The following is a 12,555-nucleotide window of genomic DNA, read 5'->3' on the forward strand; positions in this document are numbered from 1 at the left end:
TAGGGGAGTAACAATCCGTTCGATAAACGAACACTCAGTCGATTATCGGATTGTTTGGCGATTTTCAGCGGCTTAATCTTCAGTGACTCCGGCGCTGAACCTCGCGCCTTTTTATCACTGGCGATTCACTACAAAAACGGGAGCCTGCTCCATGGCTGAGATCCTTTCGCTGCACGACGCGGTGAAGCAATTCGTCAACGACGGCGACACCGTCGCGCTCGAAGGCTTCACTCACCTGATTCCGACAGCCGCAGGTCATGAAATCATTCGGCAGGGCAAGAAAGATCTGACCCTGGTGCGGATGACGCCTGACCTGATCTACGACCAACTGATCGGTGCCGGTTGTGCACGCAAGCTGATCTTTTCCTGGGGCGGCAATCCGGGTGTGGGTTCGCTGCACCGTCTGCGCGATGCGGTCGAGAAGCAGTGGCCGCATGCCCTGGAAATCGAAGAGCACAGCCACGCCGACCTGGCCAACGCCTACGTCGCCGGCGCTTCCGGCCTACCGTTCGCCGTGCTGCGGGCCTACGCCGGTTCCGACCTGCCGAAGGTCAACCCGCTGATCAAATCCGTGACCTGCCCGTTCACCGGTGAAGTGCTGGCGGCCGTGCCGTCGGTGCGTCCAGACGTCACCGTGATCCACGCGCAGAAAGCCGACCGTCAGGGCAACGTGCTGCTGTGGGGCATTCTCGGGGTGCAGAAAGAAGCGGCACTGGCGGCCAAGCGCTGCATCGTCACCGTCGAGGAAATCGTCGACAACCTCAACGCCCCGATGAACGCTTGCGTGCTGCCGACCTGGGCCTTGAGCGCGGTCTGCCACGTACCCGGCGGCGCGCATCCATCCTACGCCCACGGTTACACCGAGCGTGACAATCGCTTCTATCAGGCGTGGGATCCGATCGCCCGCGACCGTGAGACGTTTACCGCGTGGATCAACGAATACATCCATGGCTGCGCTGACTTCAGCGAGTTTCAGGCCAAGTTGGCCGCTGCTTCGGAGGCCAAGTAATGACTTACACCACCAATGAAATGATGACCGTCGCGGCGGCCCGTCGCCTGAAGAACGGCTCGGTGTGCTTCGTCGGCATCGGCCTGCCGTCGAAAGCCGCCAACCTTGCGCGCCTGACTTCGTCGCCGGACGTGGTGCTGATCTACGAATCGGGTCCGATTGGCGCCAAGCCGAGCGTGCTGCCGCTGTCGATCGGTGATGGTGAACTGGCGGAAACCGCCGACACCGTCGTGCCGACCGGTGAGATTTTTCGCTACTGGCTGCAGGGTGGGCGCATCGACGTCGGTTTTCTCGGCGCGGCGCAGGTCGACCGTTTCGGCAACATCAACACCACCGTGGTCGGCGATTACCACGCGCCGAAAGTGCGCCTGCCGGGTGCCGGTGGCGCGCCGGAAATCGCCGGTTCGGCGAAGAGCGTGTTGATTATCCTCAAGCAGTCGGCGCGTTCGTTCGTCGACAAGCTCGACTTCATTACCTCGGTCGGTCACGGCGAGGGCGGCGATTCGCGCAAGCGTCTGGGCCTGCCGGGTGCCGGCCCGGTCGGGATCATCACCGACCTGTGCATCATGGAGCCGGAGCAGGGCACCCACGAATTCGTGGTCACCGCCCTGCACCCAGGCGTGACCCGCGAGCAAGTGGTCGCCGCCACCGGTTGGGCCATTCGTTTTGCCGACAACGTTGAAACCACGGCGGCACCGACCGAGGTGGAACTCACTGCACTGCGCGATCTCGAAGCGCGCACCGCCGCCGCCCACGGCCAGGCACCGGGAGAAGCATGATGCGTGACGTGTATATCTGCGACGCAATTCGCACCCCCATCGGCCGTTTTGGCGGCGGTTTGTCCGCCGTGCGCGCCGACGATCTGGCCGCCGTGCCGATCAAGGCGCTGATGGAACGCAATCCCTCAGTGGACTGGAACGCGATCGACGAAGTGTTCCTCGGCTGCGCCAACCAGGCTGGCGAAGACAACCGCAACGTGGCGCGCATGGCGCTGCTGCTGGCGGGCTTGCCGGAGAGCGTGCCGGGCGTGACCCTCAACCGTCTGTGTGCTTCGGGCATGGACGCGATCGGCACTGCTTTCCGTGCGATTGCCAGTGGCGAGATGGAGCTGGCGATTGCCGGCGGCGTCGAGTCGATGTCCCGCGCGCCGTTCGTGATGGGCAAGGCGGACGCAGCGTTCTCGCGCAACATGAAGCTGGAAGACACTACCATCGGCTGGCGTTTCATCAACCCGCTGATGAAAGCCCAGTACGGCGTCGATGCGATGCCGCAGACCGCCGACAACGTCGCCGACGACTATAAAGTGTCGCGTGCCGACCAGGACGCTTTCGCCTTGCGCAGTCAGCAACGCACTGCCGCTGCACAAGCGGCGGGCTACTTCGCCGAGGAAATCGTCGAAGTGCGGATCGCCCACAAGAAGGGCGAAACCGTGGTCAGCCAGGACGAACATCCACGCGCCGACACCACGCTCGAAGCGCTGACCAAACTCAAACCGGTCAACGGCCCGGACAAGACTGTCACCGCCGGCAATGCGTCCGGGGTCAACGACGGCGCCGCCGCGCTGATTCTCGCGTCGGCGGAAGCGGTGAAAAAACACGGCCTGACAGCACGGGCCAAAGTGCTGGGTATGGCCAGCGCCGGTGTTGCACCTAGGGTGATGGGCATCGGCCCGGTGCCGGCGGTGCGCAAACTGATCGAGCGTCTCGGCGTGGCGGTCAGCGATTTCGATGTGATCGAACTCAACGAAGCCTTCGCCAGCCAAGGCCTGGCAGTGCTGCGTGAATTGGGTCTGGCCGACGATGCGCCGCAGGTCAACCCGAACGGTGGCGCGATTGCCTTGGGCCACCCGTTGGGCATGAGCGGGGCGCGACTGGTGCTGACGGCGCTGCATCAGCTGGAAAAGACCGGCGGCAAGAAAGGTCTGGCGACCATGTGCGTCGGCGTCGGGCAGGGTCTGGCCCTGGCCATCGAACGCGTCTGACGCAGCGCGTCGACTGATAAGAACTGAGGAAAGCGAAATGACTGACAAGCCTGGCTACCGTCGTCCGCAGGAAGGCACCCAGCCTGAATACCTGCACCCGACGTATCAATCCACCAACCTGCGCTCGCCGTCCAAGCCGTTGGTGTTTCTGCCGCATTCGTTGTCGGAGATCACCGGCCCGACCATCGGTGCCGAACGCGTCGCCGAGAAAGACAACGACCTGACCGCGCAGCACGACGGCGAGCCGTTGGGCGAGCGCATCATCATTCACGGCCGTGTGCTCGACGAAAACGGTTTGCCGGTGCCGGGGATTCTGGTGGAGATCTGGCAGGCCAACGCCGCCGGTCGCTACAACCACAAGCGCGACCTGCACGACGCACCGCTGGACCCGAACTTCACCGGCACCGGCCGCACCGTGACCGACGCCGATGGCTGGTATCAGTTCCAGACCATCAAGCCCGGCGCCTATCCGTGGGGTAACCACCACAACGCGTGGCGCCCGGCGCACATCCATTTCTCGCTGTTCGGGCCGAGCATCCTCACCCGTCTGGTGACGCAGATGTATTTCCCCGGCGACCCGCTGCTGGCCTACGACCCGATCTACAACTGCGTGCCGGACACCTCCGCCAAGGAACGTCTGATCGCCGCTTTCGATCTGGAAAAAACCATTCCGTCCTACGCCCTCGGCTATCGCTGGGACATCGTCTTGCGCGGCCGCGACGCCACGCCGATGGAGAAATAAGATGACGCTGACTGCCACCACGTCCCACACCGTCGGGCCGTACTACCACATCGGCCTGACCTGGCTGAATCGCGAAAACCTCGCGGTAGAACAAACCCTCGGCGAGCGCGTGGCGATCACCGGCCAAGTCGTTGACGGCAACGGCGATGTGGTCAACGACGCGATGCTCGAAGTCTGGCAGGCCAACGCCGCCGGCAAGTACGCGCACCCGGAAGACGAGCAGGACAAACCGCTGGATCCGCACTTCGAAGGTTTTGGCCGGGTGCCGGTGGACGCCGAAGGGCGCTTCCGTTTCACCACGATCAAACCGGGCACGGTCGAAGGCCTGAAGGGCTCGACCCAGGCCCCGCATCTGGTGGTGCTGGTGTTTGCCCGTGGTCTGGTCAAGCACTTGCTGACACGCATCTACTTCGAAGGCGATCCGGCGAACGTCAATGATCCGCTGCTGGAATGTGTGCCGGCGGAGCGCCGCGGGACGTTGCTGGCGAAGCCGGATGCGGCGGGTGTGTATCAGTGGAATGTGATTTTGCAGGGCACTGAGGCGGAGACGGTGTTCTTCGATTACTGAAGTTCGCCCCAATCCCCTGTGGGAGCGAGCCTGCTCGCGAAAGCGGTGGGTCAGCCAACGTAAATGTCGTCTGGCACTCCCTCTTCGCGAGCAGGCTCGCTCCCACAGCGGAGAACTGTGTTGCAGATGGAACTGTGGAACGGGACTGTTGCGAAGTGTGTCTAGACTCTCACCTGTCCCTTCAGAGTAAAAAACAATGACCACTACCACCGCTCATTACACCGGCGAGGAGCGCAGCAAGCGCATCTTCGCCATTGTCGGTGCCTCGTCCGGCAACCTCGTCGAATGGTTCGACTTCTACGTCTACGCCTTCTGCGCGATCTATTTCGCCCCGGCATTTTTCCCCTCCGACAACCCCACGGTGCAACTGGTCAACACGGCCGGGGTGTTCGCTGCCGGGTTTCTGATGCGCCCGATTGGCGGCTGGATTTTCGGGCGGCTGGCGGACAAGAAGGGCCGCAAGACCTCGATGATGATTTCGGTGCTGATGATGTGCTTCGGCTCCCTGCTCATCGCCTGTCTGCCGACTTACGCCAGCATCGGCGTCTGGGCTCCGCTGCTGTTGCTGTTCGCGCGGCTGTTGCAAGGCCTGTCGGTGGGCGGCGAGTACGGCACCACCGCGACCTACATGAGTGAAGTTGCGCTCAAGGGCCAGCGCGGCTTTTTCGCTTCGTTCCAGTACGTGACCCTGATCGGCGGGCAACTGCTGGCGGTGTCGCTGGTGGTGATCCTGCAACAGTTCCTCAGTGAAGATGAACTGCGTGCTTACGGCTGGCGCATTCCGTTTGTGGTCGGTGCGGTGGCGGCGGTGATTTCGCTGTTCCTGCGTCGCTCCCTGAAAGAAACCACCAGCAAGGAAATGCGCGAGAACAAGGACGCCGGCAGCATCCGCGCGCTGTTCCGTGATCACAAAGCCGCGTTCATCACCGTGCTCGGTTACACCGCCGGTGGCTCGCTGATTTTCTACACCTTTACCACGTACATGCAGAAGTACCTGGTGAACACCGCCGGCATGCACGCCAAGACCGCCAGCTACATCATGACCGGCGCGCTGTTCCTGTACATGTGCATGCAGCCGCTGTTCGGCATGCTCGCCGACAAGATCGGCCGACGTAATTCGATGCTCTGGTTCGGCGCGCTCGGCACGCTGTTCACTGTGCCGATCCTGTTGAGCCTGAAAAGCATCAGCAGCCCGATTCTGGCCTTTGCGCTGATCACCGTGGCGCTGGCGATTGTCAGTTTCTACACCTCGATCAGCGGTCTGGTGAAAGCCGAAATGTTCCCGCCGGAAGTCCGCGCCCTCGGCGTCGGTCTGGCCTATGCGGTGGCCAACGCGATCTTCGGCGGTTCGGCGGAATACGTGGCCCTGAGCCTCAAGGCCGGGGGCATGGAAAACGCCTTCTACTGGTACGTCACGGTGATGATGGCGGTGGCGTTCCTGTTCAGCCTGCGCCTGCCGAAACAGGCGGCGTACTTGCACCACGATCTGTAAACCGATGTGCGCGGGCCGCATTGGCCCGCGCCGGCAAGGACTGTTTATGACTCAGCGACCGGGCAATCAATTGTTCGATGCCTACTTCACTGCCCGCGACATGCGCGAGGTGTTCTGCGATCAGGGCCGGGTGCAGGCCATGCTCGATTTCGAAGCGGCGCTGGCCCGGGCCGAGGCGCGGGTCGGGGTGATTCCGGCGTCTGCCGTGGCGCCGATTGCCGCCGCTTGCAATGCCGGTCTGTATGACTTCGCGGCGCTGGGCGAGGCGATTGCCACGGCCGGCAACTCGGCGATTCCACTGGTCAAGGCATTGGGCAAAGAGATCGCCGCAAGCAGTGCCGAGGCCGAGCGCTATGTGCATCTGGGCGCCACCAGTCAGGACGTGATGGATTCCGGGCTGGTCCTGCAATTGCGGCAGGCGCTGGAGCTGATTGAAAGCGATCTGGCAGCGCTGGCCGATTCGCTCGCCACCCAAGCCCAACGGCATGCGGCGACGCCACTGGCCGGGCGCACCTGGCTGCAGCACGCCACGCCCGTCACCCTCGGGATGAAGATCGCCGGTTGGCTCGGCGCGGTAACCCGCAGCCGTCAGCGTCTGCGCGAACTCAAGCCGCGGCTGCTGGTGCTGCAATTCGGCGGCGCTTCCGGCACCCTCGCGGCGCTCGGCGAGCAAGCATTGCCGATCGCTCAGGCGCTTGCCGAAGAGCTGCAACTGACTTTGCCTGAGCAACCGTGGCACACCCAGCGTGATCGCATCGTCGAGTTCGGTGCAGTCCTCGGTTTGATCGCCGGCAGCCTCGGCAAATTGGGGCGCGACGTCAGTCTGTTGATGCAGACCGAAGCGGCGGAAGTGTTCGAGCCGTCGGCGCCGGGCAAGGGCGGTTCGTCGACCATGCCGCATAAGCGCAATCCGGTCGGCGCAGCGGTGTTGATCGGCGCGGCGACGCGGGTACCGGGGCTGGTCTCGACGCTGTTCAGCGCCATGCCGCAGGAGCACGAGCGCAGCCTCGGTCTGTGGCATGCCGAATGGGAAACCCTTCCGGACATCTGCTGCCTGGTGTCCGGTGCGCTGCAACAGGCGCGCTTGCTGGCCGATGGTCTGGAGGTCGATGCCGAGCGCATGGCGCGCAATCTCCAATTGACCCAAGGGCTGGTGCTGGCCGAAGCGGTGAGCATCGTCCTCGCGCAACGGGTCGGCCGCGACACCGCGCATCACCTGCTCGAACAATGTTGCAAACGCGCGGTGGCCGAACAGCGCCACCTGCGTGCGGTACTCGGCGACGAGCCGCAAGTGACCGCCGAACTGAGCAGCACCGAACTCGATCATCTGCTCGACCCCGCGCATTACCTCGGCCAGGCGCAAGCCTGGGTCGAGCGCGCAGTGGCCGAACACAACGCATTGTCTGTCTGAAAGGAGAGGGCTGTGGCTTTCGTTCAACTCGCCGATGGCGAACTGCATTACGTTATTGAAGGTCCGGTCGACGCACCGGTGCTGGTGCTGTCCAACTCGCTGGGCACCGACCTGCACATGTGGGACGCGCAGATGCCGGCATTCACCGAGCATTTCCGGGTGCTGCGTTTCGACACCCGTGGTCACGGCCAGTCGCTGGTGACGCCGGGGCCTTACAGCATCGAGCAACTGGGCCGCGACGTGCTCGGCTTGCTCGATGCGCTGCACATCGAGCGCGCGCATTTTTGCGGATTGTCGATGGGCGGGTTGATCGGCCAGTGGCTGGGGATCAATGCCGGTCATCGTCTGCACAAATTGATCGTGTGCAACACCGCCGCAAAGATCGGTGATCCATCGGTATGGAACCCGCGCATCGAAACCGTGCTGCGTGATGGCCCGGCAGCGATGGTCGCACTGCGTGATGCGTCGATTGCCCGTTGGTTCACGCCTGATTTTTCCGCGGCCAATCCGGCCGCGGCGAAGAAGATCACCGACATGCTCGCGGCGACTTCGCCTGAAGGTTATGCGGCCAATTGCGCGGCAGTGCGCGATGCCGATTTCCGTGAGCAACTGGCCTCGATCAACCTGCCGCTGCTGGTGATCGCGGGTACCGAAGATGCGGTAACGCCACCGTGTGGTGGGCATTTCATTCGGGAGCATGTGCGCGGCGCCGAGTACGCCGAGTTCTATGCCGCGCACCTGTCCAACGTGCAGGCCGGTGCCGCTTTCAGTGATCGTGTGTTGGCGTTTCTGAACGCTCAGTGAGGGGAAGTTTGTGGACGAGAAACAACGTTACGACGAAGGCCTGCAAGTCCGCCGCGCGGTATTGGGCGATGCTCACGTCGACCGCAGCCTGAATGCGCTGACCGAGTTCAACTCGGAATTTCAGGAGATGATCACGCGTCACGCCTGGGGCGACATCTGGACCCGTCCGGGCCTGCCACGGCACACGCGCAGCCTGATCACCATCGCCATGCTGATCGGGATGAACCGCGAGGCCGAGCTGAAATTGCATCTGCGTGCGGCGGCCAACAACGGTGTGAGCCGGAGCGAGATCAAGGAAGTGATCATGCAGAGCGCGATTTATTGCGGGATCCCGGCGGCGAATGCGACGTTCCATCTGGCGGAGTCGGTGTGGGATGAGCTGGGAGTCGAATCCCGGGAGTGATGGTGCCTGAACTGACGCCTTCGCGAGCAAGCCCGCTCCCACATTTGGAATGCATTTCCCTGTGGGAGCGGGCTTGCTCGCGAAAGCGGCAGACGCCGTGATGCATCAATCAGCACAGGTACTCAAACGCTGGCGACAATGAAAATCCACTCCCACATTTGGCATGCATTTCCCTGTGGGAGCGGGCTTGCTCGCGAAAGCGGCAGGCGCCGTGATGCATCAATCAGCACAGACACTCAGACCTTGGCGACAATGAAAATCCGCTTGAAGGGAAACAGTGTCTGCCCGTTTTTCTCCGGCGGGTAATGTTTATGCACCCGCATCAGGAAGTGATAGATAAACCGCGCCTGTTCCTGAGACGTCAGCGTCTGCATCACCGGCCGCAGCGCCGAGACCTTCACCCAGTCGTACACCGGCGATTTGCCGCCAACCACCTGCAATTGCTCGGTTTCCCAGATCTCCAGCGACGTGGTCAGCGGCGCCAGCACGCGGTAATAGTCCTCCAGTGTCAACAATGACCGCGCAGCCATGCACTGGCGCAGTTGCGGTGTGCCGATGGGGGTGTGTCCCGGTCCCGCGTCGTCGAGGGTGTCGAGCATCAGTCGATACCACAAGGCCTCGCGCCAGTCCGGCATGTGCGCCGCCAGACAGCCGCCGGGGTTCAGATACCCCAACAGGCGCGGCAGCAGGTGTTGATGATCGCCAATGAAATGCAGCACCGCCGCCGCGAGCAGCAGGTCGGCTGGTTGTCCGGGTTGCCAGTCGAGCAGGTCGCACTCTTGCCATTGGGCGTTGATCGGCAGGCACCGGGCCTGATCAAGCATCTGCCGCGAGCTGTCGACACCCAGCAACTGCGCACGCGGCCAGCGCTCGGCCAGCAGTTGAGTGGCGATGCCGGTGCCGCAGCCCAGGTCATAAATTCGTCTGGGGTCTTGCAGATCGATACGGTCGAGCAATTCGTTGACCGGGCGTTGCCTGAGACGGGAAAACTGCTGGTACGCCTTGGCGTCCCAGTGAGTGCAGGCGTTCCCTGCCGTTTCGAGTTTGGCGCTCATGAGGAGGTCCTCTCTGGCGGATTACAGTTGTCGTCCAATGACGTTGAGGGTCTTCAGGACAACGGCCACGCCTTTGCGTGTATCCTCTTCATTCAGCAGTTTGAGCAACGCCAGAGTGCCCGGCGCCGCTGACTGTGCCGATACTTCGGCTTTGGCTACGCGCACTGCATTACTGACTGTCCAGGTGGCGGCTGTGCTGCTCTCGAACAATTGCGCGAGTTTTTCCACCATGGCCGCGTCGAGGAGATCGGCGATATCGGAAACCAGGGAAAGCAGGTCGACAATATTCTCCAGGCGTCCGCCATCGATTAACGGCTGCAGTTTCGCCATCAAGGCAGTGAACCCGGGCGTGGCTGACATTTCCTCGGGCATGTTCATGAGCAATCACTCCTCCCTGTGCAGGGTCAAAGCATTCCCCGGGCCACCGCCCAGTAAAGACCGCGATTGAAACCGTTTCTGAGCAGACCGCCCAATTTGGTCGGGGGTGTCGGCAATACATCGTGGGCGTAGTCGTACCACAGTGGCATCCCGGCATTCAGGCCCATTTGGGCTACCGCCTGTACCCGACCGTCGTATACCGAGTTGGGTGCGCCAAGACGGATCTGGGCCGTGATGTTGTTGGCGATCACCGGCGCCTGGTTATGACAGGCGCCGCCGGCCTTGCTGACCGGCAGGTCGACGGTGTCGCCGATCACGTAGACATTCTCCAGACCGTAGACCTGCAGCGTTTCGTGATTGGTCGGCAGCCATCCTTCATCATTGGCGGCGTGTGAGATGCCGCACCCACGCACCACCTCGACGGCCTGGATGGGTGGAGTAGCCATCAGAATGTCGAAGGGTTGCGCGTCGCCCTCGGCTGAGTGGGCGACTTTTGCATCGGGATCCACATGGCTCAAGGTGAAGCCACGCTGAAAATGAATGTTTTTCCGGGCAAAAATGCTCGGCAGAATTTCACCCGTGGGACGCTGCAAGAACAGACAATTGCGCAATAGCTGGGCAACCGTCGGGTAGGTGTAGATGATTTCCACTTGCTCGCGAACACCCCGGCGACGCAATAAATCATCCAGCATCAATGTCGTTTCCACGGGCGCGATTCCGCATTGGTGCGGTACGTTCGGTGTCTGCGGGAAGGACACGGTAATGAAAATCCGGCCTTTTTCGATGGTGTTCAGGCGTTGCGCCAGCTGCCGGGCAGGAAGGTATTGATAAAAGTGGTCGCCGGCTTCTTGCAGACCCTCGATGCGTTCCGGCGCCGGCACGCAGCCGGTGGCGATCACCAGAAAATCATAGTCGAAGCGCTTGCCGGTGCGGGTGCGCAATTGCTGCCCGGAAAAGTCGAAACGGGTGACTTCTTCAACGTGGAAACTGATTTCCGGGCGCAACAATGAGCGTTCCGGACGTTTGAGTTCCTCTTCGAAGAACTGGCTGAACGCCACGTACATGAACGCAGGTTTGTAGTAATGATCGGGAGAACTGGACAGCAATGTGATCGAGACGTCGCCGCGTAGAACTTCGGGATACAGCTTGCCGACCAGTTGATTGGCCAGCATGGTTCCACCTACACCGCCACCGACGATAACTATTCGCTTGCTCATACCTGACCTCCGTGGCCAAGGCAGCTTCGCGTACAGCATCCGGAGATAACGGAAGAAAACTAAGGGCTCCTACAGCAGGATGGAGAATTTACACACTCTGTTGACTGTATCTGCGCCTCGACAAATCGCCAGTCCGGGCTGACCAGTGGTTGATGCCGGCGCCGCTTGTGCAGCGCCGGCGTGCGGGTTCAGAGCAGGCTGATCGGATAGCTGATGATCAGACGGTTTTCGTCGAACTCGTTGTTGCTGAAATCGCGGCGCATGGTCGAGTTGCGCCAGCGCACGTTGAGGTCGCGCAGGGCGCCGCTCTGCACGGTGTAGCCCAGTTCCGATTCGCGGCCCCATTCCTTGCCGTCGGTGATGGTTCCGGTGTGCACGTTGTCGCCGCTGATGTAGCGGTTCATCAGGGTCAGGCCGGGGATGCCCAGGGCGGCGAAGTTGTAGTCGTGGCGCACCTGCCAGGAGCGTTCCTGAGCGTTGTCGTAGCTGGCGTTGTAACTGTCGTTGGCGAGGGTGCCGCCGCTGGTGCCGTTGACGCGCATCCAGGCGCTGTCGCCGGTGAGTTTTTGCAGGCCGACGTAGAAGGTGCTGCCGCCGTAGCGGGCCGAGAACATCCCCGACCAGGTCTTGTTGTCGAGTTCGCCGGCGCGGGCGCTGCCGTCGTCCTTGCCGTAGAAGAAGCCCAGGTTGGCGCCCAGCGTCCAGTCGCCGAGTGGCTGGCTGTGAATCAGGTTGAGGTATTGCTGGCTGTAGATGTCCTTGAGTTCGGCGTTCCACAGGCCGATCTGCGTGCGTTTTTCGTTGAAAACGTACTCGCCGCCCTGAAAGTTGAAGCGATCAGAGGTGAACGCCGCTTTGCCGGTCATCGACATGTCGCTCATGCTGCTGTCGTCGCGCGGGCTGTTGGCGCGGAACTGCCCGCCATACAGGGTCAGCCCGTTGATTTCCTTCGAAGTGATCTGCCCGCCACGGAAGGTTTGCGGCAGCGAACGGCCGTCATCCGAGCGCAGGATCGGCAGCACCGGCATCCATTCGCCAACCTTGATTTCGGTCTGAGAGAGCTTGGCCTTGAACGCGACGTTGGTGCGACCGAAGTTGTCCGCCGGCCGCCCGTCGTGATCCAGCGGCAGCAGTTGCGTGCCACCGGTGCCTTTGCCGCCATCAAGTTTCACCGAGTACAGGCCGAGCACGTCCATGCCGAAGCCAACGGTGCCTTGGGTGAAGCCGGATTTGGCGTCGAGGATGAAGTTCTGCGTCCACTCTTCAGCCTTGCCCTGAGCCTTGGTCGGGTTGGTGAAGTTGCGGTTGATGTAGAAGTTGCGCAGGTTGAGGTTGACCTTGGCACCTTCGACGAAACCGGCTTCTTCGGCTGCGGCGGGGAGGGCGACGCCGGTGAGGGCCAGGGCGATCAGGCCGGGGAGTGCGTACGGCGCAGTGGGATGAGTCATCGCAGGGTCTCTTGTTATTTTTTTAGGTCGAACAGAGCCGTTGCCGC

The 12,555-nt window shown here is 62.2% G+C and carries 13 protein-coding genes; 9 read left to right on the plus strand and 4 right to left on the minus strand.

The features are described from left to right. Positions 1-151: 151 nt before the first annotated feature. From ACOYXG_RS05985 to pcaC, 9 genes are all read left to right on the plus strand, one after another. Positions 152-1,009, plus strand: a complete 858-nt coding sequence (locus ACOYXG_RS05985; RefSeq protein WP_003222404.1) for a CoA transferase subunit A — start codon at positions 152-154, stop codon at positions 1,007-1,009. Continuing rightward, entirely contained in the window at positions 1,009-1,788 is a 780-nt protein-coding gene (locus tag ACOYXG_RS05990; protein ID WP_027614392.1) for a CoA-transferase subunit beta, read from the plus strand. Before ACOYXG_RS05985 ends, ACOYXG_RS05990 begins: the two co-directional genes overlap by 1 nt. Beyond that, positions 1,785-2,990, plus strand: a complete 1,206-nt coding sequence (gene pcaF / locus ACOYXG_RS05995; RefSeq protein WP_460356461.1) for a 3-oxoadipyl-CoA thiolase — start codon at positions 1,785-1,787, stop codon at positions 2,988-2,990. Before ACOYXG_RS05990 ends, pcaF begins: the two co-directional genes overlap by 4 nt. Before the next feature lie 37 nt (positions 2,991-3,027). Further along, a complete protein-coding gene (pcaH, locus tag ACOYXG_RS06000) occupies positions 3,028-3,732 on the plus strand; it encodes a protocatechuate 3,4-dioxygenase subunit beta (protein ID WP_027614394.1) in 705 nt (234 codons plus the stop codon). 1 nt (position 3,733) lies between these two features. Beyond that, positions 3,734-4,300 (plus strand): protocatechuate 3,4-dioxygenase subunit alpha, encoded by a 567-nt coding sequence (gene pcaG, locus ACOYXG_RS06005; protein WP_003222412.1) that lies wholly within the window; start codon positions 3,734-3,736, stop codon positions 4,298-4,300. A gap of 196 nt (positions 4,301-4,496) precedes the next feature. After that, positions 4,497-5,792: an MFS family transporter gene (locus tag ACOYXG_RS06010; RefSeq protein ID WP_134785599.1), complete on the plus strand. Its 1,296-nt coding sequence runs from the start codon at positions 4,497-4,499 to the stop codon at positions 5,790-5,792. Positions 5,793-5,838: 46 nt separating this feature from the next. Further along, a complete protein-coding gene (locus tag ACOYXG_RS06015; protein WP_460356466.1) occupies positions 5,839-7,203 on the plus strand; it encodes a 3-carboxy-cis,cis-muconate cycloisomerase in 1,365 nt (454 codons plus the stop codon). Between the two features lie 12 nt (positions 7,204-7,215). Further along, entirely contained in the window at positions 7,216-8,007 is a 792-nt protein-coding gene (pcaD, locus tag ACOYXG_RS06020; RefSeq protein ID WP_460356470.1) for a 3-oxoadipate enol-lactonase, read from the plus strand. Between the two features lie 10 nt (positions 8,008-8,017). Beyond that, the gene (pcaC, locus tag ACOYXG_RS06025; protein ID WP_027614399.1) at positions 8,018-8,410 is read left to right on the plus strand and encodes a 4-carboxymuconolactone decarboxylase; all 393 of its coding nucleotides are present in this window, start codon (positions 8,018-8,020) and stop codon (positions 8,408-8,410) included. A 236-nt stretch (positions 8,411-8,646) separates the two neighbouring features. On the opposite strand, the gene ACOYXG_RS06030 is transcribed toward pcaC, so the two are convergent. The 4 genes from ACOYXG_RS06030 to ACOYXG_RS06045 all read right to left on the minus strand — a co-directional run bounded on the left by ACOYXG_RS06030 (position 8,647) and on the right by ACOYXG_RS06045 (position 12,508). Continuing rightward, positions 8,647-9,465: a methyltransferase domain-containing protein gene (locus tag ACOYXG_RS06030; RefSeq protein WP_460356474.1), complete on the minus strand. Its 819-nt coding sequence runs from the start codon at positions 9,463-9,465 to the stop codon at positions 8,647-8,649. Between the two features lie 21 nt (positions 9,466-9,486). Continuing rightward, the gene (locus ACOYXG_RS06035; protein ID WP_027614401.1) at positions 9,487-9,843 is read right to left on the minus strand and encodes a helical membrane plugin domain-containing protein; all 357 of its coding nucleotides are present in this window, start codon (positions 9,841-9,843) and stop codon (positions 9,487-9,489) included. A gap of 26 nt (positions 9,844-9,869) precedes the next feature. After that, positions 9,870-11,060 (minus strand): NAD(P)/FAD-dependent oxidoreductase, encoded by a 1,191-nt coding sequence (locus ACOYXG_RS06040; RefSeq protein ID WP_460356477.1) that lies wholly within the window; start codon positions 11,058-11,060, stop codon positions 9,870-9,872. A 188-nt stretch (positions 11,061-11,248) separates the two neighbouring features. Next, entirely contained in the window at positions 11,249-12,508 is a 1,260-nt protein-coding gene (locus ACOYXG_RS06045) for an OprD family porin (RefSeq protein WP_346651570.1), read from the minus strand. Positions 12,509-12,555 lie beyond the last annotated feature (47 nt).

The organism is Pseudomonas sp. G3-39 (assembly GCF_054790485.1).

Bases quoted from the DNA above. Each gene is read 5' to 3' on its own strand.
- ACOYXG_RS05985 (WP_003222404.1), top strand. From the start codon at position 152: ATGGCTGAGATCCTTTCGCTGCACGACGCGGTGAAGCAATTCGTCAAC.
- ACOYXG_RS05990 (WP_027614392.1), top strand. From the start codon at position 1,009: ATGACTTACACCACCAATGAAATGATGACCGTCGCGGCGGCCCGTCGC.
- pcaF (WP_460356461.1), top strand. From the start codon at position 1,785: ATGATGCGTGACGTGTATATCTGCGACGCAATTCGCACCCCCATCGGC.
- pcaH (WP_027614394.1), top strand. From the start codon at position 3,028: ATGACTGACAAGCCTGGCTACCGTCGTCCGCAGGAAGGCACCCAGCCT.
- pcaG (WP_003222412.1), top strand. From the start codon at position 3,734: ATGACGCTGACTGCCACCACGTCCCACACCGTCGGGCCGTACTACCAC.
- ACOYXG_RS06010 (WP_134785599.1), top strand. From the start codon at position 4,497: ATGACCACTACCACCGCTCATTACACCGGCGAGGAGCGCAGCAAGCGC.
- ACOYXG_RS06015 (WP_460356466.1), top strand. From the start codon at position 5,839: ATGACTCAGCGACCGGGCAATCAATTGTTCGATGCCTACTTCACTGCC.
- ACOYXG_RS06030 (WP_460356474.1), bottom strand. From the start codon at position 9,465: ATGAGCGCCAAACTCGAAACGGCAGGGAACGCCTGCACTCACTGGGAC.
- ACOYXG_RS06035 (WP_027614401.1), bottom strand. From the start codon at position 9,843: ATGAACATGCCCGAGGAAATGTCAGCCACGCCCGGGTTCACTGCCTTG.
- ACOYXG_RS06040 (WP_460356477.1), bottom strand. From the start codon at position 11,060: ATGAGCAAGCGAATAGTTATCGTCGGTGGCGGTGTAGGTGGAACCATG.
- ACOYXG_RS06045 (WP_346651570.1), bottom strand. From the start codon at position 12,508: ATGACTCATCCCACTGCGCCGTACGCACTCCCCGGCCTGATCGCCCTG.